General features: G+C 59.9%; 27 protein-coding genes. 18 read left to right on the top strand and 9 right to left on the bottom strand.

The annotated features are described in order from the left end of the window. Positions 1-4 precede the first annotated feature (4 nt). From FEZ21_RS05065 to pilG, 3 genes are read right to left on the bottom strand one after another with little or no spacing between them, the layout of a single operon-like run. Positions 5-544: a chemotaxis protein CheW gene (locus FEZ21_RS05065; RefSeq protein WP_004419661.1), complete on the bottom strand. Its 540-nt coding sequence runs from the start codon at positions 542-544 to the stop codon at positions 5-7. Positions 545-554: 10 nt separating this feature from the next. Then, complete coding sequence (pilH, locus tag FEZ21_RS05060) at positions 555-932, bottom strand: twitching motility response regulator PilH (RefSeq protein WP_004419663.1); 378 nt, start codon at positions 930-932, stop codon at positions 555-557. 43 nt (positions 933-975) lie between these two features. Next, entirely contained in the window at positions 976-1383 is a 408-nt protein-coding gene (pilG, locus tag FEZ21_RS05055; RefSeq protein ID WP_004419664.1) for a twitching motility response regulator PilG, read from the bottom strand. A gap of 296 nt (positions 1384-1679) precedes the next feature. Between pilG and gshB the strand changes: the two genes are divergently transcribed. The 7 genes from gshB to FEZ21_RS05020 all read left to right on the top strand — a co-directional run bounded on the left by gshB (position 1680) and on the right by FEZ21_RS05020 (position 7673). Then, a complete protein-coding gene (gene gshB, locus FEZ21_RS05050) occupies positions 1680-2651 on the top strand; it encodes a glutathione synthase (RefSeq protein WP_004419666.1) in 972 nt (323 codons plus the stop codon). A 145-nt stretch (positions 2652-2796) separates the two neighbouring features. Beyond that, positions 2797-3696, top strand: a complete 900-nt coding sequence (locus FEZ21_RS05045; protein ID WP_004419668.1) for an energy transducer TonB — start codon at positions 2797-2799, stop codon at positions 3694-3696. An 80-nt stretch (positions 3697-3776) separates the two neighbouring features. Further along, on the top strand, positions 3777-4349 hold the full coding sequence (locus FEZ21_RS05040; protein WP_160626589.1) for a YqgE/AlgH family protein: 573 nt from the start codon (positions 3777-3779) through the stop codon (positions 4347-4349). Continuing rightward, on the top strand, positions 4349-4801 hold the full coding sequence (ruvX, locus tag FEZ21_RS05035; RefSeq protein WP_160626587.1) for a Holliday junction resolvase RuvX: 453 nt from the start codon (positions 4349-4351) through the stop codon (positions 4799-4801). The genes FEZ21_RS05040 and ruvX overlap by 1 nt, the downstream gene beginning before the upstream one ends. Positions 4802-4884: 83 nt before the next feature. Then, positions 4885-5388 carry a bifunctional pyr operon transcriptional regulator/uracil phosphoribosyltransferase PyrR gene (gene pyrR / locus FEZ21_RS05030; protein WP_004419672.1) on the top strand — a complete coding sequence of 168 codons (504 nt, stop codon included), beginning with the start codon at positions 4885-4887 and terminating at the stop codon, positions 5386-5388. Positions 5389-5400: 12 nt separating this feature from the next. After that, positions 5401-6405, top strand: coding sequence for an aspartate carbamoyltransferase catalytic subunit (locus FEZ21_RS05025; protein WP_004419674.1), 1005 nt, complete (start codon positions 5401-5403; stop codon positions 6403-6405). Further along, complete coding sequence (locus tag FEZ21_RS05020) at positions 6402-7673, top strand: dihydroorotase (protein WP_004419675.1); 1272 nt, start codon at positions 6402-6404, stop codon at positions 7671-7673. The genes FEZ21_RS05025 and FEZ21_RS05020 overlap by 4 nt, the downstream gene beginning before the upstream one ends. A gap of 86 nt (positions 7674-7759) precedes the next feature. On the opposite strand, the gene FEZ21_RS05015 is transcribed toward FEZ21_RS05020, so the two are convergent. Further along, positions 7760-8176 carry a TM2 domain-containing protein gene (locus FEZ21_RS05015; RefSeq protein WP_004419677.1) on the bottom strand — a complete coding sequence of 139 codons (417 nt, stop codon included), beginning with the start codon at positions 8174-8176 and terminating at the stop codon, positions 7760-7762. Between the two features lie 252 nt (positions 8177-8428). Between FEZ21_RS05015 and FEZ21_RS05010 the strand changes: the two genes are divergently transcribed. Then, complete coding sequence (locus FEZ21_RS05010; protein ID WP_004419681.1) at positions 8429-9088, top strand: C40 family peptidase; 660 nt, start codon at positions 8429-8431, stop codon at positions 9086-9088. Positions 9089-9169: 81 nt separating this feature from the next. Here FEZ21_RS05010 and FEZ21_RS05005 read toward each other — a convergent pair whose 3' ends face one another. Then, entirely contained in the window at positions 9170-10168 is a 999-nt protein-coding gene (locus tag FEZ21_RS05005) for a type IV pilus twitching motility protein PilT (protein WP_004419683.1), read from the bottom strand. A gap of 56 nt (positions 10169-10224) precedes the next feature. On the opposite strand from FEZ21_RS05005, the gene FEZ21_RS05000 reads away from it, so the two are divergent. The 10 genes from FEZ21_RS05000 (at position 10225) to FEZ21_RS04955 (ending at position 17204) form a co-directional block, all read left to right on the top strand. Continuing rightward, positions 10225-10911, top strand: a complete 687-nt coding sequence (locus FEZ21_RS05000) for a YggS family pyridoxal phosphate-dependent enzyme (RefSeq protein WP_004419686.1) — start codon at positions 10225-10227, stop codon at positions 10909-10911. Positions 10912-10944: 33 nt separating this feature from the next. Next, positions 10945-11763, top strand: coding sequence for a pyrroline-5-carboxylate reductase (gene proC, locus FEZ21_RS04995; protein WP_160626585.1), 819 nt, complete (start codon positions 10945-10947; stop codon positions 11761-11763). Between the two features lie 10 nt (positions 11764-11773). Then, complete coding sequence (locus tag FEZ21_RS04990) at positions 11774-12361, top strand: YggT family protein (RefSeq protein ID WP_004419690.1); 588 nt, start codon at positions 11774-11776, stop codon at positions 12359-12361. Continuing rightward, positions 12361-12654, top strand: a complete 294-nt coding sequence (locus tag FEZ21_RS04985; RefSeq protein WP_004419693.1) for a DUF167 domain-containing protein — start codon at positions 12361-12363, stop codon at positions 12652-12654. Before FEZ21_RS04990 ends, FEZ21_RS04985 begins: the two co-directional genes overlap by 1 nt. A gap of 199 nt (positions 12655-12853) precedes the next feature. After that, a complete protein-coding gene (locus FEZ21_RS04980) occupies positions 12854-13993 on the top strand; it encodes a homoserine O-acetyltransferase (RefSeq protein ID WP_004419696.1) in 1140 nt (379 codons plus the stop codon). 7 nt (positions 13994-14000) lie between these two features. Then, positions 14001-14621 (top strand): methionine biosynthesis protein MetW, encoded by a 621-nt coding sequence (gene metW, locus FEZ21_RS04975; RefSeq protein WP_004419699.1) that lies wholly within the window; start codon positions 14001-14003, stop codon positions 14619-14621. A gap of 23 nt (positions 14622-14644) precedes the next feature. After that, complete coding sequence (locus FEZ21_RS04970) at positions 14645-15064, top strand: DUF4426 domain-containing protein (protein ID WP_010656710.1); 420 nt, start codon at positions 14645-14647, stop codon at positions 15062-15064. Beyond that, positions 15064-15660 (top strand): RdgB/HAM1 family non-canonical purine NTP pyrophosphatase, encoded by a 597-nt coding sequence (rdgB, locus tag FEZ21_RS04965; protein WP_004419705.1) that lies wholly within the window; start codon positions 15064-15066, stop codon positions 15658-15660. The genes FEZ21_RS04970 and rdgB overlap by 1 nt, the downstream gene beginning before the upstream one ends. After that, complete coding sequence (gene hemW, locus FEZ21_RS04960) at positions 15657-16871, top strand: radical SAM family heme chaperone HemW (RefSeq protein WP_160626583.1); 1215 nt, start codon at positions 15657-15659, stop codon at positions 16869-16871. The genes rdgB and hemW overlap by 4 nt, the downstream gene beginning before the upstream one ends. 9 nt (positions 16872-16880) lie before the next feature. Then, on the top strand, positions 16881-17204 hold the full coding sequence (locus FEZ21_RS04955; protein ID WP_004419711.1) for a DUF3392 domain-containing protein: 324 nt from the start codon (positions 16881-16883) through the stop codon (positions 17202-17204). Between the two features lie 115 nt (positions 17205-17319). Here FEZ21_RS04955 and trmB read toward each other — a convergent pair whose 3' ends face one another. From trmB to FEZ21_RS04935, 4 genes are all read right to left on the bottom strand, one after another. Further along, on the bottom strand, positions 17320-18039 hold the full coding sequence (gene trmB / locus FEZ21_RS04950) for a tRNA (guanosine(46)-N7)-methyltransferase TrmB (RefSeq protein ID WP_004419716.1): 720 nt from the start codon (positions 18037-18039) through the stop codon (positions 17320-17322). Between the two features lie 9 nt (positions 18040-18048). After that, a complete protein-coding gene (locus tag FEZ21_RS04945; protein ID WP_004419719.1) occupies positions 18049-18843 on the bottom strand; it encodes a thiazole synthase in 795 nt (264 codons plus the stop codon). Positions 18844-18894: 51 nt separating this feature from the next. Continuing rightward, positions 18895-19095 carry a sulfur carrier protein ThiS gene (gene thiS / locus FEZ21_RS04940; RefSeq protein ID WP_004419723.1) on the bottom strand — a complete coding sequence of 67 codons (201 nt, stop codon included), beginning with the start codon at positions 19093-19095 and terminating at the stop codon, positions 18895-18897. Positions 19096-19175: 80 nt separating this feature from the next. Beyond that, positions 19176-19547: a DUF423 domain-containing protein gene (locus FEZ21_RS04935; protein ID WP_004419725.1), complete on the bottom strand. Its 372-nt coding sequence runs from the start codon at positions 19545-19547 to the stop codon at positions 19176-19178. Positions 19548-19551: the final 4 nt, after the last annotated feature.

Raw genomic sequence — 19551 nt, 5'->3', positions numbered from 1 at the left:
CGGCTCACACCGCCACCGCCCAGAACTGCGGTGCCTGGGCCAGGGCAAAGGGGCTGAAGACCCACCATACCGGGCTGCCGGCAAAATGCCCCTGCACGTAGGGCGCAAACATGGGGTGGGGCAATGCCTGCACGTCGGTATCGAGGTCGGCCTGGGCGAAGTGCTGCATGCCCAGCACCTCATCTACCTGCAGTCCGACAAATATCTCCTGGTATTCCAGCACCAGCACCCGGCGCTGCTTGCGCAAAGGTGACAGTTCCACGCCGAAGAAACCGCACAGATCGAGGATGGGCAGCAGCTGCCCGCGCAAATTGGCCACGCCCTTGACCCAGGGTTTTACTCCCGGCAGCAAGGTAAAACGCGGTTCATGGAGGATTTCGGCGATTTCCCCCATCGGCGCCACGAAACAATGCTCGCCGATCCGGAAACCGATACCGCTCCAGTTGTCGGCCTGGACTTGTGCAGGTGCCAGACCCGCCGCCAGCGAGCGACAGCGCTGATCTATCTCCAGCAGCAACTCGAAGGCGGTCAGAGAGTCCGGCACAGGGCCTCCGTCATTTTGGAGGGTTATCTTTGAGTACTTGTTTGAGCGTCAAAATCAGCTTTTCTTCTTCGATCGGCTTGGTCAGATAGTCCTTGGCACCCTGGCGGGTAGCCCAGACCATGTCGGTTTCCTGGTCTTTGGTGGTGACGACAATCACCGGGATATGGCTGGTTTCGGAGTCTTTGGTCAGCTGTCGGGTCGCCTGAAACCCGTTGAGGCCCGGCATCACGATATCCATCAAGACCGCATCGGGTTTTTCCAGACGCGCCAGGGCGACGCCGTCCGCGCCGTTTTCAGCCCTGAGCACGACGTAACCGTGCTTTTCCAGCATGCCGGTCAATTTGTACATTTCAGTCGGCGAGTCATCGACGATCAGAATGCGAGCCATGGTGTTCCCCATTAAAAAAGGTAAGCGGCCGGCTGGCCGGGCATCATTGAGCGTTCGGGACAATATTGAAACCGGGCACATGAGCCTTGATCGCACTCAACAGTTCGTCCCTGCTGAAGGGCTTGGTCAAAAATTGATCAGAACCCACTATCCGCCCCTTGGCCTTGTCGAACAGCCCGTCCTTGGATGACAACATAATTACCGGCGTCGACTTGAACGCCCGGTTGTTCTTGATCAGTGCGCAAGTCTGATAACCATCCAGGCGCGGCATCATGATATCGACAAAGATGATATGCGGATGGTGATCGACAATCTTGGCCAGGGCATCAAAACCGTCGATGGCCGTGATGACCTCGCACCCTACGTTTTTGAGCAGCGTTTCGGCGGTACGGCGAATGGTTTTTGAATCGTCAATCACCATCACCTTCAAGGCGCTGGACTGCTTTTCCATATGTGCTCTACCGTCGCGTGGCGACCCGTTTTGTTACAAATGTGCGGCTTGAAAACCCAACTCCTTGATGGACAAGGGCTGAAAGTACTGTGCGAGCCTTTTTAGCACAGTCACGACCTGCAATCTATCGGGCGACCCGGCGTGACGCGGGGCAGGTGGTTTTTCCTTGACCGGGCCCCCGCTCAGCGCCACTCTGGCGCCACTTTTAAAAGCCTTTTACTAACCCGCAGAAGCGAGCTTGCTCGCGAACTTTTCTACGGGTGAGATCTTCGCCAATTTTATATGAGGAATTCGCCATGAGCGTTCGAGTCGGGATTGTCATGGACCCCATTGCGGGCATTTCCTACAAGAAGGACAGCTCGCTGGCCATGTTGCTGGCCGCACAGGATCGCGGCTGGACCCTGTTCTACATGGAGCAGCAAGACCTCTACCTGAGCGAAGGCAAGGCCCGGGCGCGGATGAAGCCGCTCAAGGTCTTCGCCGATCCGCAAAAATGGTTTGAGCTGGACGCCGAAGCCGATACCGCCCTGAGCGATCTGGACGTGATCCTGATGCGCAAGGACCCGCCCTTCGACATGGAGTTCGTGTACTCCACCTACTTGCTGGAACAAGCCGAGCGCGACGGCGTATTGATCGTCAACAAGCCGCAGAGCCTGCGTGACTGCAACGAAAAGCTGTTCGCCACCCAATTCACCCAGTGCACGCCGCCGACCGTAGTCAGCCGCCGCGCCGATGTCCTGCGCGAATTCGCCGCCACCCACGGTGACGTGATCCTCAAGCCGCTCGACGGCATGGGCGGCACTTCGATTTTCCGCCATCGGGTGGGTGATCCAAACCTGTCGGTGATTCTCGAAACCCTGACCGCCAACGGCACTCAGCAAATCATGGCCCAAGGCTACCTGCCGGCGATCAAGGACGGCGACAAGCGCATCCTGATGATCGACGGCGAGCCCGTACCCTATTGTCTGGCGCGCATTCCGGCCGCAGGCGAAACCCGTGGCAACCTGGCCGCAGGCGGCCGTGGTGAAGCACGGCCACTGAGTGACAAGGACCGCTGGATCGCAGCCCAGGTCGGCCCGACCCTGCGGGAGAAAGGCCTGTTGTTCGTCGGTCTGGATGTGATCGGTGAACACCTGACCGAAATCAACGTCACCAGCCCGACCTGCATCCGCGAGATCGACAATGCTTTCGGCACCAATATCGGCGCCCTGTTGATGGATGCGATTGCATCGAAGCTGCAAGCTTCAAGCGCCAAGCCGAAAGTTTAAAGGCGCAATGTAGCGAAGCGGCAAGTTTGGGGCGTATCGCTTTTAGCTTGCCGCTTGAGGCTTGCCCCTTCCCTCCTTGCAGCTAAAAACCAACATTGCGCTATCATGCGCGACCTGTGTAACGCGCAATGTTGGTCTTTCTGTCATGACACTCCCCAGCGACCTGCCCCCCGAACTCAGCCATAAAGGCGTGAGAGCGGCCGATCGCCTGGGTTTTACCCTGATGGTCGCGGCGCTGATTCATATCGCAGTGATTCTGGGTGTGGGTTTCAGCATGAGCGAGCCCAGGAAAATCAGTAAAACCCTGGAAATCACCCTCTCGACGTTCAAAAGCGAGAAAGCTCCGGACAAAGCGGACTTCCTGGCACAGGACAACCAGCAAGGCAGCGGTACGCTGGACAAGAAAGCCGTGCCCAAGACCACAGAGGTCGCTCCGTTCCAGGACAATACGGTCAAAAAGGTCACCCCGCCTCCCGCCGCCAGACCCGAACAGCCAAAGGCAGCGCCCAAGGCGGCAGTCACCACCGTCGCCCCGAAACCGAACAAGGCCCCGCGCGAACCGCAAAAGGTCAAAACCGAAGCGGCGCCCAAGGCCAGCGTTCCCACGTTCGACAGCTCACAGCTGTCCAGCGAGATTTCCAGCCTCGAAGCCGAACTGGCCAACGAGCAGCAGCTGTACGCCAAGCGCCCGAAGATCTACCGCATGAGTGCCGCTTCGACCATGCGCGACAAGGGTGCCTGGTATAAAGAGGACTGGCGCAAAAAAATCGAACGCGTCGGCAACCTCAACTACCCCGAACAGGCCCGTCGCGAAAAGATCTACGGCAAGCTGCGGCTGCTGGTGTCGATCAATCGCGACGGCTCACTGCACGAAGTGCTGGTACTTGAGTCATCCGGGCAACCGCTGCTGGATCAGGCGGCGCAACGAATCGTAAGGCTGGCGGCGCCTTTTGCGCCATTCACTGGCGATCTGGCAGACATCGACCGGCTGGAGATCATCCGCACCTGGAAGTTTGCCCAGGGCGACAGGTTGTCGAGCAATTGAGCCAGGCTCGCTCCTGCAGAGTCAGCAATCTTCATCCGCCAAACTTGTCAGTTCACCTTGCCAGCGCCACACTAAGGCTCATGAAAAAGCACGCACCGACCTACCTCAAGCATCAATTCCTGATCGCCATGCCCCACATGGCTGACCCGAACTTTGCACACACCTTGACCTACATCGTCGAGCACACGGCCAATGGTGCCATGGGCCTGGTGATCAACCGGCCAATGGATCTGAGTCTGGCGGACATTCTTGAGCAACTGCGCCCTGATACGGCCTGCGCACCCTTGTGCCAGCATGTGCCGATCTACGGCGGCGGACCGGTGATGGTTGATCGCGGTTTTGTCCTGCACCCGGTCGGCATGAGCTTTGACGCCACCGTCGAGCTGGAGGACGGACTGGCCCTGAGCACCTCTGCCGACGTGCTGTTCAGTATTGCTGACGGGCACGGGCCGCGACGCAGCCTGATTTGCCTGGGCTATGCCGGGTGGGACGCCGGCCAGCTGGAGGCCGAACTGGCCGACAATGCCTGGCTGACCTGCCCCTACTCAACCCACGTCCTGTTTGACACCTCTAGCGAGTTGCGCCTCGACGCCGCCGCCAAACACCTCGGAGTGAACCTCAATTTGTTAAGCACCCAAGCAGGCCATTCCTGATGACCGGGCACGACATTCGTCTTGTGCTCGGTTTCGACTTCGGCACCCGCTCCATCGGGGTCGCCGTTGGCCAGATGATCACCGGCCAGGCCCGTGAACTGTGCAACCTGAAAGCCGAGAACGGCATTCCGAAGTGGGAAGAGATCGAAAAGCTCATTAAAGAGTGGAAACCCGACGTGCTGATTGTCGGCAAGCCCCTGAACATGGATGGCAGCGAAAGCCCGCTGTGCGCACGGACCAAAAAATTTGCCAATCGGCTCAATGGCCGTTTCAATTTGCCCGCTTATGAGCACGATGAACGCCTGACCACTTTTGAGGCCAAGGGCGAGCGTATCGCCCAGGGCGGCCAGCGCGGCAGTTTTCGTGACAACCCTGTGGATGCCATTGCCGCCAGGCTGGTGCTGCAAAGCTGGATCGACGAGTTCCTGGCCAAGTCTCAATCCAAAGCCTGACCCTGCGTTTGTATCACTGACGCGCCCCATTGTTTGCGCCCGCCGCTGCAGGCTTCGCCTTGCGGGCCTTTTAAGGAGCCACCATGATCCTGCCTGTTCCCGCTGAACTGATCTCCCAGATGGCCCTCGACCTCAAGGCCCATCTCGCCCGGCGCGGCATCACCGAGCCGCGCTTCATTGGCATTCGTACTGGCGGTATCTGGGTTGCCCAGGCACTGCTGCGCGCGCTGGACAGCGACTCGCCACTGGGCACGCTGGATGTGTCTTTCTACCGCGACGATTTCAGCCAGAACGGGCTGCACCCGCAGGTTCGCCCTTCCGAGCTGCCATTCGAAATTGAAGGCCAGCATCTGGTCCTGATCGATGACGTGCTGATGAGCGGTCGTACCATTCGGGCCGCGCTTAACGAACTGTTCGACTATGGTCGTCCAGCCAGCGTGACACTGGTCAGCCTGCTGGATCTGGACGCGGCCGAACTGCCGATCAGGCCCGACGTGGTGGGTGCGACCCTGCCCCTGAAACCGACCGAGCGGGTAAAACTGTCCGGCCCGGCGCCATTGACCCTCGAACTTCAAGACCTTGCCTAAGAGACCTTTGCGATGACGCCCATAGACGCCAAGCGCCCGCTACAGCTCAATGATCAGGGCCAGCTGCGCCACTTTCTGTCCCTCGACGGACTGCGCCGCGAGCTGCTGACTGAAATACTCGATACCGCCGACTCGTTCCTCGAAGTCGGCGCCCGGGCGGTGAAGAAGGTCCCGTTGCTGCGCGGCAAAACCGTGTGCAATGTGTTCTTCGAAAACTCCACCCGCACCCGCACCACCTTTGAGATGGCCGCACAGCGCCTGTCCGCCGACGTGATCACACTCAATGTGTCGACTTCGTCCGCGAGCAAGGGCGAAACCCTGCTCGACACCCTGCGCAACCTTGAAGCCATGGCCGCCGACATGTTCGTGGTACGCCACGGCGACTCCGGGGCCGCGCACTTCATTGCCGAGCATGTGTGCCCGCAGGTGGCGATCATCAACGGCGGCGACGGCCGGCACGCGCACCCGACCCAGGGCATGCTCGACATGCTGACGATCCGTCGCCACAAGGGCGGCTTCGAAAACCTGTCGGTAGCCATAGTCGGCGACATCCTGCACTCGCGGGTCGCGCGTTCGAACATGATTGCCCTGAAAACCCTGGGCTGCCCGGATATCCGCGTGATTGCACCGAAAACCCTGCTGCCGATCGGCATCGAGCAATACGGGGTCAAGGTCTACACCGACATGACCGAAGGCCTGAAAGACGTCGACGTGGTGATCATGCTGCGCCTGCAGCGCGAGCGCATGTCCGGCGGCCTGCTGCCGAGCGAAGGCGAGTTCTACCGCCTGTTCGGTCTGACTACGGCCCGCCTGGCGGGGGCCAAGCCCGATTGCATCGTCATGCACCCGGGCCCGATCAACCGTGGCGTGGAGATTGAGTCGGCGGTGGCCGACGGCCCGCATTCGGTGATTCTCAACCAGGTAACCTATGGCATCGCCGTGCGCATGGCGGTGTTGTCCATGACCATGAGCGGGCAAACGGCCCAGCGCCAATTCGAACAGGAGAACGCCCAGTGAAGCTCAGCATTCTCGGCGCCCGCGTGATTGATCCGTGCAGCAAGCTGGATCAAGTGACCGACCTGCATCTGGAAGCCGGCAAAATCATTGCCATTGGCGCTGCCCCGGCAGGTTTTACCCCGACTCAAACCATCGAAGCCAAAGGCCTGGTGGCCGCTCCCGGGCTGGTTGACCTGAACGTTGCCCTGCGCGAGCCGGGCTACAGCCGCAAAGGCACCATCGCCAGCGAAACCCGCGCTGCCGCTGCCGGTGGCGTGACCAGCCTGTGCTGTCCGCCTCAGACCAAACCGGTGCTGGACACCTCGGCCGTCACCGAGCTGATCCTCGACCGCGCCCGTGAAGCCGGAAACTGCAAGGTGTTCCCGATTGGCGCCCTGAGCAAAGGCCTGGAAGGCGAGCAGCTGGCCGAATTGATCGCTCTGCGTGACGCCGGATGCGTCGCCTTCGGCAACGGTCTCAGCAGTTTCACCAACACCCGCACCCTGTGCCGGGCGCTGGAATATGCGGCTACATTCGACCTGACGGTGATTTTCCACTCCCAGGATCGCGATCTGGCTGAAGGCGGCATTGCCCACGACGGTCCGATGGCCGCCTTCCGCGGTTTGCCGGGCATCCCTGAAACCGCCGAAACCGTAGCGCTGGCCCGTGATCTGCTGCTGGTTGAGCAAAGTGGCGTGCGCGCCCACTTCAGCCAGCTGACCAGCGCCCGGGGCGTGGCCCTGATTGCCCAGGCCCAGGCTCGCGGTTTGCGGGTGACGGCCGATGTGGCGCTGTATCAGCTTATTTTGACGGATGAGGCGCTGGTGGACTTCTCCAGCCTGTACCACGTGCAACCGCCGCTGCGGACCCGGGCCGACCGTGACGGTCTGCGCGAAGCCGTGAAGTCGGGCGTGGTGCAAGCCATCTCCAGCCATCACCAGCCCCACGAACGCGATGCCAAGCTTGCACCCTTCGGTGCCACCGAGCCGGGCATGAGCAGCGTTGAGCTGTTATTACCGCTGGCAATGACCCTGGTAGAAGACGGTTTGCTGGACTTGCCGACCTTGCTGGCTCGCCTGGGCGCTGGCCCGGCCGATGCCTTGCGCCTGCCGGCCGGACGCCTGGCGGTGGGTTGCGCGGCGGATCTGGTGCTGTTCGACCCGGCAGCTTCCACCGTGGCCGGTGAGAAATGGCTTTCCAAAGGCGACAACTGCCCGTTCCTTGGCCATTGCCTGCCAAGTGCCGTGCGTTACACGCTGGTGGATGGCCGGATCAGCTACGAAGGCTAAGCATCTGCAGAAGCGGGCTGCTCGCGATCTTTTGAACACATAAAAGATCGCGAGCAAGACCGCTTCTGCATGTTTTGCGCTGTGCCTTAACGGCGCTCGGCGTTCTTGATCGAAATCTGTTCGTTCAGGGTCCAGAAGTCGTAAAGGATACCGATCAGAAAGAACCCGCCGGTAAACAGGTAGATGATCCCGGTGATCCATTTGCCCATGTACATGCGGTGCACACCGAGCACACCCAGGAAGGTCAGCAGAATCCAGGCCACGCTGTAGTCGGTTTCACCCGAGGTGAAACGCAGGTCGGCTTCGCGATCCATGCTCGGAATCAGGAACAGGTCGATCAGCCAGCCAATTCCCAACAAGCCCAGGGTGAAAAACCAGATCGTCCCGGTCACCGGCTTGCCGTAATAGAAGCGATGCGCCCCCAGAAATCCGAAAATCCACAGCAAATAACCCAACACCTTGCTGTGGGTATCGCGTTGTACATCGTCTCGATAGCCGCTCATAAATGCCCTCTTTGGTGCTGATAGAAAAATATTGTGGATTTTTTTGTGACTTTTTTACTGTCACGCAACAGGTAAAAGTGTCTTACAAAAAATGGCGCAAAGCCTTGTACCACCTGACCTGCGCTGCAGCCATGGGACAATTTGCCAGTACTTTTGTGCTTTTTCACCCCCAGGGCCAATCGACAAACGGCCTGAGAAAGGACAAAAAAGCTGTTATAAAGTTTCGCGCTTACCACCATAGAGCCCTGCCGAATGCGTCCTTTATTCAAGACATGGCTAACCATTTGCCTGTTAATGCCACTGGCCGCCCACGCCACCAATCGTGAGCAACATCTTCCTTCGGGCTTCACCGGCTACACCGCAAAATCATCTGCGGGTGCTGCTTATGTCGCCTCTAACAGCAAGACCAGCAACAAAACCGTAGCACGTCCTGCGTCCAGCAAGGCTCATCGCAAAGCGCCCGGCAAAATCGCCAATGCTTCGCTGACCGCCGCCAACATGCAGAGCAGCACGGTATTGAGCCGCGCCGTCAACGTGCTGGGCACCCCTTATCGTTGGGGCGGCAGCAGCCCAAGTAAAGGGTTTGATTGCAGCGGGCTGGTGAAATACGCCTTTAATGACGTTGCAGCGGTTGATTTGCCACGTACCTCCAGCGAAATGGCCAGCGGCCACGGGCAAAAGGTCGAACGCAAGGATCTGAAACCCGGCGACCTGCTGTTCTTCAACATCAAGAGCCGCAAGGTCAACCACGTTGCCATCTACCTGGGCAACGACCGGTTCATCCACGCGCCACGTCGCGGCAAGTCGGTCACCATCGACACCCTGAAAAAGCCTTACTGGCAGAGCCATTACGTAGTCGCCAAGCGCGTACTGCCGAAAGAGAAAGCCAGTCTGCAGGTTGTTCAGCGCTAAGAGCGCCAACCTGCTCGCTGGAGCTGTCGAGGCACGAAGGCTGCGATCTTGAAGATCGCAGCCTTTTTTCATCCACAGCCCCTACAACGTTTCGATCACCCTCGCCTCACTAAGCCTGCCAAGGCTCATCTCCAGCGTCTGCATGCCGACCGCCCCACCGGTCTGGATCGCCGAGACCATCTGCGCAACCTTGTTTTCCCGTATCAGGTTCCTGATTGCCGGTGTCGCCAGCATGATTTCGTGAGCCGCTACCCTGCCCCCGCCAACCTTCTTGACCAGCGTCTGGGAAATTACCGCCTGCAGTGACTCGGACAGCATGGAGCGCACCATGGCCTTTTCTTCTGCCGGGAACACATCCACCATCCGGTCGATGGTTCTGGCCGCCGAAGACGTATGCAGCGTGGCCAGTACCAGGTGTCCGGTTTCAGCTGCCGTCAGGGCCAGCCGGATGGTCTCGAGGTCGCGCATTTCGCCCAGCATGATCACATCCGGATCTTCGCGCAGCGCCGAGCGCAACGCTGCCGAAAAACTGTGGGTGTCACGGTGCACTTCACGCTGGTTGATCAGGCAGCGGGCCGGCTGATGGATGAATTCAATCGGGTCTTCAATGGTGAGTATGTGTTGCTGACGACTACGGTTAAGGTGGTCGATCATCGCGGCCAGGGTCGTGGATTTACCGGAGCCGGTGGCACCAGTGACCAATATCAGGCCGTGGGGCAGGCGACAAAGCTGACGAAACACCTCGCCCGGCCCCAGTGACTCAAGGCTCGGTACCCGTTGGGCAATGCTGCGCAACACTGCCCCCGCGCCACGCTGTTGCTCGAAAGCGTTGACCCGGAACCGGCCCAGCCCGGCAAGTGCACAAGAGAAATCGGCTTCATGCCCGGTTTCGAAAGCGCTGCGCTGCGCGTCTGTCATCAGACTGTGGATAAGCCCCCGCACCTGATCTGGCCCGAACACCGGCAGCCCGCACTGCTGCATCTCACCATCGACCCGCAGCATGGGTGCGACACCTGCTGACAGGTGCAAGTCCGAAGCGCCACTACTGACACTCAATGCCAACAGGTCGGCGATATCCATCCCCCCTCCCAATTCCAGTAGAATGCCGCAGACTTTCACAACGGCGGGCTTAACGAATGTCCACGATAGCTGACAACATCGCTGAAGTTGAGGCACGCATCCGTGCCGCGGCACTGGCTGTGCAACGTGATGTGACGAGCATTCACTTACTCGCGGTCAGCAAGACCAAACCCGCTGCAGCGCTGCGCGAGGCCTATGCCGCCGGGGTTCGCGATTTTGGCGAAAACTACCTGCAAGAAGCCCGTGCCAAACAGGTCGAATTAGCCGACCTGCCCTTGAGTTGGCACTTCATCGGCCCCATTCAATCGAACAAGACCCGCGATATCGCCGAGCATTTTTCGTGGGTGCACTCAGTGGACCGCCTGAAAATTGCCCAGCGCTTGTCTGAACAGCGCCCGGCAGACCTGGAACCACTGAATATCTGCATCCAGGTCAACGTCAGTGGAGAAGCCAGCAAGTCCGGCTGTACCCCGCAGGATTTGCCTGCACTGGCAGCCGCCATCAACGGCTTACCGCGCCTGAAGTTGCGCGGCTTGATGGCGATACCGGAGCCCACTGAGGACCGGGCCGAGCAGGACGCGGCCTTTGCAACAGTGCGTGATCTGCAACAAAGCCTGAACCTGGGGCTCGATACACTTTCCATGGGCATGAGCCACGACCTGGAGTCGGCCATTGCCCAAGGCGCCACCTGGGTACGCATCGGTACCGCGCTGTTTGGTGCCCGCGACTACGGCCAGGCCTGATAAGACCGACCTCAATTTTTATAAGGATCTGTTATGAGCAACATGCGTATTGCCTTTATCGGGGCCGGGAATATGGCTTCCAGTCTGATCGGCGGCCTGCTGGCCAAAGGTCTGGATGCCGCACAGATCCGCGCCAGCGATCCGGGCGCCGAAACCCGGGCCAGGGTCTCGGCCGAGCACGGTATAGAACTGTTTGCCGACAACGCGCAGGCGGTTCAGGACGCTGACGTGATTGTCATTGCGGTCAAGCCGCAAGTCATGAAAGCCGTGTGCCAGGACCTGCGCGCGCATCTCGAACCGCATCAGTTGCTTATTTCGATTGCCGCAGGCATCACCTGCACCAGCCTGCAGAACTGGCTGGGCAACCAGCCGCTGGTACGCTGCATGCCCAATACTCCGGCATTGCTCGGTAAAGGTGTAAGCGGCCTGTTCGCGACTGCCGCCGTTACCACCGAACAGCGCCAGCAGGCTGAAGATTTGCTGTCAGCCGTCGGGATCGCGGTCTGGGTCGATACCGAAGTCCAGATCGATGCCGTCACGGCTGTGTCCGGCAGCGGTCCGGCGTATTTCTTCCTGCTGATCGAAGCCATGGCCGACGCCGGGGTCAAACTCGGCCTGCCACGCGAAGTGGCCAAGCAACTGGCCGAGCAGACAGCGCTGGGGGCGGCGCACATGGCCGTGGCCAGTGATGTCGATGCCGCCGAGCTGCGCCGCCGCGTAACCTCGCCCGCCGGTACCACCGAAGCTGCGATCAAATCATTCCAGGCCGACGGTTTTGCAGCCTCGGTCGAAAAAGCATTGAGTGCCGCCGCGCACCGCTCGGCCGAAATGGCCGAACAACTGGGTCAATAAGGAGCACATGATGTCTGGACTTAATGGCGCTGCCATTTTCGTAATTCAAACCCTGGGTAGCCTCTACCTGCTGATCGTCCTGCTGCGATTCATCCTGCAACTGGTACGGGCCAACTTCTACAACCCGCTGTGCCAGTTCACGGTCAAAGCCACGCAGCCGCTGCTCAAGCCTCTGCGCCGTGTGATCCCGAGCCTGTTTGGCCTGGACATGTCATCGCTGGTGCTGGCGATTCTGGTGCAAATGGTGATCTTCGCCATAGTGCTGACCCTGAGCTACATGTCGTTCAACATTCTGGGGCTGCTGGCCTGGGCCATCATTGGCGTGACCGCGCTGTTCTTGAAGGTGTTCTTCTTTGCCCTGATCATCAGCGTGATCCTGTCCTGGGTTGCTCCTGGTAGCACCAGCCCGGGCGCCGAACTGGTGAACCAGATCACCGAGCCGGCCCTGGCGCCGTTCCGCCGCATGCTGCCAAGCATGGGCGGGCTGGATATCTCGCCGATCCTGGCGTTCATGGTAATTCAGCTGATCCAGAGCTACGTGATCCCGCCTTTGGCCATGTATGTCGGCATGCCGGTCGTGTTGTTCGGCCTGATCTGATGAGCTACTTCCGTTGGGACGGCGAGGACCTGATTCTCGACTGCCACCTGCAACCCAAGGCCAGCAGCGATGAGTTCGCCGGCCTGCACGGTGAACGTCTGAAGATCCGCCTCACCGCCCCACCGGTAGAAGGCAAGGCCAACGCCCATCTGCTGGCCTTTCTGGCCAAGGCGTTCGGTATAGCCAAAAGTCAGGTCAGCCTGATCAGCGGTGAACTCAACCGGCAGAAACGCGTGCGTTTGCACGCGCCGAAAAAACTGCCGGATTTGCCGGGGCTGACAAAGCCAGCCTGAATACTGTTTCTTCTGTGGGAGCCGGCTTGCCGGCGATTGCATCATTGCGGTTTCCAGGCCGAAGTTGTCGGCTGCATCGCTGGCAAGCCAGCTCCCGCAAAGGCAGTCTTCGAGCGCCTCCGAAATCAGCCCGGAGCATTGCTTGCCGCCCACTCCCCCGCTCATTAGACTTACGCCTCATTTAAAGAGAGCAGGGTCGATGCCAGCCGCCTTTCCCCCCGATTCCGTTGGTCTGGTTGTGCCACAAATGGCGCACTTCAGCGAACCCCTGGCTTTAGCCTGCGGCCGTTCATTGCCTGCCTATGACCTGATTTACGAAACCTACGGCCAGCTCAATGCCACGGCCAGCAATGCCGTGCTGATCTGTCACGCCCTCTCCGGGCACCATCACGCTGCCGGCTACCACAGCATCGATGAGCGCAAGCCCGGCTGGTGGGACAGTTGCATCGGGCCCGGCAAGCCTATCGATACCAACAAGTTCTTCGTCGTCAGCCTGAACAATCTCGGCGGCTGCAATGGCTCTACCGGTCCCAGCAGTATCAATCCAGAAACCGGTCGCCCGTTTGGTGCCGATTTCCCGGTACTGACCGTTGAAGACTGGGTCCACAGCCAGGCACGCCTGGCTGACCGGCTGGGCATCGACCAGTGGGCCGCCATCATCGGTGGCAGCCTGGGCGGCATGCAGGCGCTGCAGTGGAGCATCAGCTACCCGGACCGGCTGCGTCATTGCCTGGCCATCGCTTCGGCGCCAAAACTGTCGGCGCAAAACATCGCGTTCAACGAAGTCGCTCGCCAGGCCATCCTCACCGACCCCGAGTTCCACGGTGGTTCGTTCCAGGAAAAGGGCGTAATTCCCAAGCGCGGCCTGATGCTGGCGCGCATGGTCGGGCACATCACCTACCTGTCCGATGACTCGATGGGCGAGAAATTTGGCCGTGGCCTGAAGAACGAAAACCTCAACTACGACTTCCACAGCGTGGAGTTCCAGGTTGAAAGCTACCTGCGTTATCAGGGTGAAGAGTTCTCCGGGCGCTTTGACGCCAACACTTATTTGCTGATGACCAAGGCGCTGGACTACTTCGACCCGGCGGCCAACTTCGATGACGACCTGGCCAAAACCTTCGCCTCAGCCAAGGCGCGCTTTTGCGTGATGTCATTCACCACCGACTGGCGTTTCTCGCCCGCGCGCTCACGGGAACTGGTGGATGCCCTGATGGCGGCGAAGAAAGACGTGTGCTATCTGGAGATCGATGCTCCGCAAGGCCATGACGCCTTCCTGATCCCGATCCCGCGTTACCTGCAAGCCTTCAGTAATTACATGAACCGCATAGAACTGTGAGAACGCCATGAGAGCCGACCTGGAAATCATCCAAGACTGGATCCCCGCCGGCAGCCGCGTGCTCGACCTCGGTTGTGGTGATGGCGAACTGCTGAGCTGGCTGCGCGACAACAAGCAAGTCACCGGCTATGGCCTGGAAAACGACCCGGACAATATCGCCGAGTGCGTCGCCAAGGGCATCAACGTCATCGAGCAGGATCTGGACAAGGGGCTGGGCAACTTCGCCAGCAACAGTTTCGATATCGTGGTCATGACCCAGGCGCTGCAGGCCGTGCACTACCCCGACCGGATTCTCGACGAAATGCTGCGCGTCGGGCGCCAGTGCATCATTACCTTTCCGAACTTCGGCCACTGGCGCTGCCGCTGGTACCTGGCCAGCAAGGGCCGGATGCCGGTATCCGAGTTTCTGCCCTACACCTGGTACAACACGCCGAACATCCACTTCTGCACCTTCGAAGACTTTGAAGAGCTGTGCCGAGGTCGCGAAGCCCGGGTGATCAACCGCCTTGCTGTCGATCAGCAGCACCGCCACGGGTGGGCCAGCAAGTTATGGCCTAACCTGTTGGGCGAGATTGGCATTTATCGTGTCAGCAGCCCCGGCCTTCAGGATCATCAGGTCGCGGTTTAAATCAGCGCTCAAGGAGAAAGACGATGGGTCGTATTGGATTACTAATGCTTTCAATGTGCTTCGCCATGCAGGCCATGGCGGCTGGCCAGGCCACGGTCGGCGGCACCAAGGTGTATTACAACGCCTATATGTCGGACTTCCTGTCGCCTGAAATTGCAGCCAAATACAAACTGGAACGCAGCAAACAACTGGGTGGCCTGAATATCAATCTGGACACCGCCGGTAAAAAAGTCGCCACCACCGTCAAGGGTACCGTGCGCGTCGAAGGCGAGAAAAAGGCCCGGCCCCTGACCTTCAAGCAAGTGATTGATGACAAGGGTGCGATCGACTACTTCGCTCAATTCCCGGTCAATCAGCCTGCCACCTTCATTTTCGATATCGAGCTCAAGGTCAACGGCGAAACCAAATCCATCGATTACTCCCAAGAGGTCGCTCCGCTCTAATGATCAACTTCACGCAACTGGTACTGGCCAGCCACAACGCCGGCAAACTCAAAGAACTTCAGGCCATGCTCGGCGAGTCGGTGCAGTTGCGCTCGATTGGAGAATTCAGCAGCGTTGAACCGGAAGAAACCGGCTTGTCGTTCGTTGAAAACGCGATTCTTAAAGCGCGCAATGCCGCGCGTATCTCGGGTTTGCCGGCACTGGCCGACGACTCCGGGCTGGCGGTGGATTTTCTCGGTGGCGCGCCGGGTATTTACTCGGCCCGCTACGCCGACGGCAAGGGTGATGCGGCCAACAACGCCAAGCTGCTCGAGGCCCTCAAAGACGTACCCGAAGCCGAACGCGGCGCGCAATTTGTCTGCGTGCTGGCGTTGGTCCGGCACGCCGAAGATCCGTTGCCGATTATCTGCGAAGGCTTGTGGCACGGGCGCATCCTGCCTGCCGCCAGCGGTGCGCACGGTTTCGGTTACGATCCGTTGTTCTGGGTTCCGGAGCGCAATTGCTCCAGTGCCGACCTCAGCCCGGGCGAAAAAAACCAGCTGAGCCATCGGGCCCGTGCCATGGTCTTGCTGCGTCAGCGTCTGGGCCTGAAATGACCCACGACACTCCTCCACAGCCGCTCTATCTGGGTGCGGCTGGCTTTACTCAGCAGGCGCCACGCGCGCCGTTGACGCAATTGCCGCCCCTGTCGCTGTACATCCATATTCCGTGGTGCGTGCGCAAATGCCCGTATTGCGACTTCAACTCCCACACCGCCAGCCCGGTGCTGCCTGAAGACGAGTACGTCGACGCACTGCTGGCCGACCTCGATCAGGACCTGCACGCGGTGTATGGCCGCGAGCTGAGTTCGATCTTCTTCGGCGGCGGCACACCAAGCCTGTTCAGCGCCCGGTCCCTGGGGCGCCTGCTCAAGGGTGTCGAAGCGCGAATTGCGTTCGCCAGCGATATCGAAATCACCCTGGAAGCCAACCCCGGTACTTTCGAGCAGGAAAAGTTCGTGGCTTACCGCAAGCTGGGGATCAACCGACTGTCGATAGGTATCCAGAGCTTCCAGCAAGAGAAGCTCGAAGCACTGGGCCGCATCCACAACGGTGACGAGGCCGTACGTGCGGCCGGTATGGCGCGCCTGGCCGGCTTTGATAACTTCAACCTGGACTTGATGCACGGTTTGCCCGATCAGTCGCTGGACGACGCCCTGAGCGACTTGCGCCAGGCTATCGCCCTGCAGCCGACACACCTGTCCTGGTATCAACTGACGCTGGAACCCAACACGGTGTTCTGGAACCAGCCGCCGGTCCTGCCTGAGGACGACACTCTGTGGGACATTCAGGAAGCCGGTCAGGCACTGCTGGCCGAACACGGCTATGCCCAGTACGAAGTTTCGGCCTACGCCCAGCCGGGTCGCCCGGCGCGGCATAACCTGAACTACTGGAGCTTTGGCGACTTTATCGGTATCGGTGCTGGCGCCCACGGCAAATTGAGCCATCCCGATGGCCGCATAATCCGCACCTGGAAAACCCGCCTGCCGAAGGATTACCTGAACCCGAGCAAAAACTTCCAGGCGGGCGAGAAAGTTCTGACTGCTGAAGAGCTACCGTTTGAGTTTCTGATGAACGCCTTGCGCCTGACCGATGGCGTCGATGCTGCGCTCTACCCCGAGCGTACCGGGCTGGCACTCGAAAGCTTGAAAAGCGGACGCGATGCTGCCGAACAAAGCGGCCTATTGCAGGTCGAACCGTCACGCCTGGCAGCAACTGCCCGGGGCCAGCTGTTTCTCAACGACTTGCTGCAGCACTTTCTGATCTAAGGAACTCGAATGGACTTGGTACTAGACCTGCTTGCTACCGTATCGCGCTGGAGCCGCAGCCACCTCTCGGAGATCTCGCTGGCCCTGATCGGCTGCTTGCTGGTGCTGTTCGGTGCCGACTTCAAAGGTTGGGTCGAACAACGTCTGGGAAGTGTTGCCGGTGCCTTGCGTGTGCCCCTGATGGCCTTGTTGTGCCTGGTGGGCAGCGGTGCGGCTCTGATTTACGCCACGCCCTGGGTCGAACGCGGCCTCGGCCAGTTCAACAACTACAGCCTGGCGCCGGTGTTGTTGGTGGTGCTGGTGTTGATCGGGGTTGTGGCTGACCGGCGCTGATGCGAAGACTGAAAACATTGTGGGAGCTGGCTTGGCAGCGATGCAGACGACGCGGTTTACCGTCAGACCGCGTTGATGCCATCGCTGGCAAGCCAGCTCCCACAAAGGTTGGTGCTTACAGTTTTTCGAACTTCAGATCCCACACGCCATGCCCAAGACGTTCGCCGCGGCGTTCGAACTTGGTCACCGGGCGCTCGGTCGGGCGCGGTACACAACGGCCATCTTCGGCCAGATTGCGATAGCCCGGCGCGACGTTCATCACTTCCAGCATGTATTCGGCATAGGGTTCCCAGTCGGTGGCCATGTGCAGCACACCGCCGACCTTGAGCTTGGAACGCACCAGTTCGGCAAAGGACGCCTGCACGATACGGCGCTTGTGGTGACGGCTCTTGTGCCACGGGTCCGGGAAGAACAGCAGCAGGCGATCCAGGCTGTTGTCGGCCACGCAACGGGTCAGTACTTCGATCGCATCGCAATCGTAAACCCGCAGGTTGGTCAGCCCTTGGGTCAGTACGCCATTGAGCAGCGCGCCGACACCCGGACGGTGAACCTCAACCCCGATAAAGTCCTGCTCAGGCGAAGCAGCCGCCATTTCCAGCAAGGAGTGGCCCATGCCGAAACCGATTTCGAGGGTCCGCGGCGCCGAGCGGCCGAATACCTGGTCGAAATCGACAGGCGCATCAGCCAGCGGCAGCACGTACAGCGGCGTGCCCTGGTCAAGGCCACGTTGCTGGCCTTCGGTCATACGCCCGGCGCGCATCACAAAACTCTTGATGCGACGGTGCTGGCGATCTTCGCCTTCTTCCGGGGTTGGGGTGTCGAGTGATTCAGTCATCAGTGGCTCTTACTTGATCAGACCATCCAGCGGCGAAGAGGCGCTGGCATAGAGTTTTTTCGGCATGCGTCCGGCCAGATACGCCAGACGGCCCGCCACAATGGCGTGTTTCATGGCTTCGGCCATGATGATCGGGTGCTGGGCATTGGCGATGGCCGAGTTCATCAGCACCGCCTCGCAGCCCATTTCCATGGCAATGGTGGCGTCGGAGGCAGTACCCACGCCCGCATCCACCAACACCGGAATTTTTGCTTCTTCAAGGATGATCCGCAGGTTGTAGGGATTACAGATCCCCAAACCGGTGCCAATCAGCCCGGCCAGCGGCATCACGGCGATGCAGCCCATGGCCTCGAGCTCGCGGGCGATGATCGGGTCATCGCTGGTGTACACCATCACGTCGAAACCTTCCTTGACCAGGATCTCTGCGGCCTTGAGGGTTTCGATCACATTGGGGAACAGGGTTTTCTGATCCGCCAGTACTTCCAGCTTGACCAGATTGTGGCCGTCGAGCAGCTCACGGGCCAGGCGGCAGGTGCGTACGGCTTCTACCGCGTCATAGCAACCGGCCGTGTTCGGCAGGATGGTATAGCGATCCGGTGGCAGGATATCGAGCAGGTTCGGCTCGCCAGGGTTTTGCCCGATGTTGGTACGACGCACGGCGACGGTGACAATTTCAGCACCCGATGCCTCGATGGCAAGGCGGGTTTCTTCCATGTCACGGTACTTGCCAGTGCCCACCAACAGGCGCGACTGATAAGTACGGCCAGCCAGGATAAAAGGCTTGTCGCTGCGAACATTGCTCATCGGGAATCCTCTGTAATTGTGTGCACCGCGGGAATGGGTCAAGCGGGGGGACTAGCCACCACCGATGGCATGCACCACTTCGACCTGGTCACCTTCTTTGAGCACCGTCCCCGCGTGCTGACTGCGCGGGACGATGTCCAGGTTAAGCTCGACAGCCACTCGACGCCCGGTCAGTTCCTGGCGCGCCAACAGGCTGGCGACGGTCTCGCCGTCCGGCAGTTCAAAAGGTTCACCGTTCAACTGAATGCGCATGCGCGACGCTGCCTTCATTTTAAGGGGCCAGCATTCTATCCCGATCAGTCAGGTCGACCCAAGCCATTCATCTTGCGGACTTAGCTCAAGCGCCAGGCGGCAATGCCCAGGCATAACCATCCGGCCAGAAAAGCCAGACCACCGATGGGCGTAATGATCCCCAGTTTGCTGATACCCGTCAGGGTCAGCAGATACAAACTGCCGGAAAACAGTACGATGCCCAGGGCGAAACAGACACCGGACCACGTCACCAGGCGACCCGGCAGCTGAGTGGCGAGCAGGGCTACACCGAGCAGGGCCAGGGTATGCACCAGCTGGTAGGTAACCCCTGTATGAAAAATGGCCAGGTATTGCTCGCTCAGGCGGCTTTTCAGGCCATGGGCCGCGAATGCGCCAAGGGCCACACCGGTGAAGCCGAAAAAGGCGGCCAGCATCAGAAACACGCGCAACATGGAT

This window comes from Pseudomonas sp. 9.1(2019), from assembly GCF_009910445.1.
Classification (GTDB): Bacteria; Pseudomonadota; Gammaproteobacteria; order Pseudomonadales; family Pseudomonadaceae; genus Aquipseudomonas; species Aquipseudomonas paraversuta.
Note: the sequence above shows the minus strand (reverse complement) of the source record. Positions and strands in the feature narration are given on the sequence as shown.

Coding starts and splice junctions, on each gene's coding strand:
- FEZ21_RS05045 (WP_004419668.1), top strand. CDS start 2,797: ATGACACTCCCCAGCGACCTGCCCCCCGAACTCAGCCATAAAGGCGTG.
- FEZ21_RS04935 (WP_004419725.1), bottom strand. CDS start 19,547: ATGTTGCGCGTGTTTCTGATGCTGGCCGCCTTTTTCGGCTTCACCGGT.
- FEZ21_RS05025 (WP_004419674.1), top strand. CDS start 5,401: ATGACGCCCATAGACGCCAAGCGCCCGCTACAGCTCAATGATCAGGGC.
- FEZ21_RS04970 (WP_010656710.1), top strand. CDS start 14,645: ATGGGTCGTATTGGATTACTAATGCTTTCAATGTGCTTCGCCATGCAG.
- ruvX (WP_160626587.1), top strand. CDS start 4,349: ATGACCGGGCACGACATTCGTCTTGTGCTCGGTTTCGACTTCGGCACC.
- FEZ21_RS05040 (WP_160626589.1), top strand. CDS start 3,777: ATGAAAAAGCACGCACCGACCTACCTCAAGCATCAATTCCTGATCGCC.
- FEZ21_RS05000 (WP_004419686.1), top strand. CDS start 10,225: ATGTCCACGATAGCTGACAACATCGCTGAAGTTGAGGCACGCATCCGT.
- rdgB (WP_004419705.1), top strand. CDS start 15,064: ATGATCAACTTCACGCAACTGGTACTGGCCAGCCACAACGCCGGCAAA.
- FEZ21_RS04990 (WP_004419690.1), top strand. CDS start 11,774: ATGTCTGGACTTAATGGCGCTGCCATTTTCGTAATTCAAACCCTGGGT.
- hemW (WP_160626583.1), top strand. CDS start 15,657: ATGACCCACGACACTCCTCCACAGCCGCTCTATCTGGGTGCGGCTGGC.
- FEZ21_RS05015 (WP_004419677.1), bottom strand. CDS start 8,176: ATGAGCGGCTATCGAGACGATGTACAACGCGATACCCACAGCAAGGTG.
- pyrR (WP_004419672.1), top strand. CDS start 4,885: ATGATCCTGCCTGTTCCCGCTGAACTGATCTCCCAGATGGCCCTCGAC.
- FEZ21_RS04945 (WP_004419719.1), bottom strand. CDS start 18,843: ATGAGCAATGTTCGCAGCGACAAGCCTTTTATCCTGGCTGGCCGTACT.
- FEZ21_RS04980 (WP_004419696.1), top strand. CDS start 12,854: ATGCCAGCCGCCTTTCCCCCCGATTCCGTTGGTCTGGTTGTGCCACAA.
- pilG (WP_004419664.1), bottom strand. CDS start 1,383: ATGGAAAAGCAGTCCAGCGCCTTGAAGGTGATGGTGATTGACGATTCA.
- thiS (WP_004419723.1), bottom strand. CDS start 19,095: ATGCGCATTCAGTTGAACGGTGAACCTTTTGAACTGCCGGACGGCGAG.
- FEZ21_RS04985 (WP_004419693.1), top strand. CDS start 12,361: ATGAGCTACTTCCGTTGGGACGGCGAGGACCTGATTCTCGACTGCCAC.
- metW (WP_004419699.1), top strand. CDS start 14,001: ATGAGAGCCGACCTGGAAATCATCCAAGACTGGATCCCCGCCGGCAGC.
- FEZ21_RS05005 (WP_004419683.1), bottom strand. CDS start 10,168: ATGGATATCGCCGACCTGTTGGCATTGAGTGTCAGTAGTGGCGCTTCG.
- gshB (WP_004419666.1), top strand. CDS start 1,680: ATGAGCGTTCGAGTCGGGATTGTCATGGACCCCATTGCGGGCATTTCC.
- FEZ21_RS05010 (WP_004419681.1), top strand. CDS start 8,429: ATGCGTCCTTTATTCAAGACATGGCTAACCATTTGCCTGTTAATGCCA.
- trmB (WP_004419716.1), bottom strand. CDS start 18,039: ATGACTGAATCACTCGACACCCCAACCCCGGAAGAAGGCGAAGATCGC.
- FEZ21_RS04955 (WP_004419711.1), top strand. CDS start 16,881: ATGGACTTGGTACTAGACCTGCTTGCTACCGTATCGCGCTGGAGCCGC.
- proC (WP_160626585.1), top strand. CDS start 10,945: ATGAGCAACATGCGTATTGCCTTTATCGGGGCCGGGAATATGGCTTCC.
- pilH (WP_004419663.1), bottom strand. CDS start 932: ATGGCTCGCATTCTGATCGTCGATGACTCGCCGACTGAAATGTACAAA.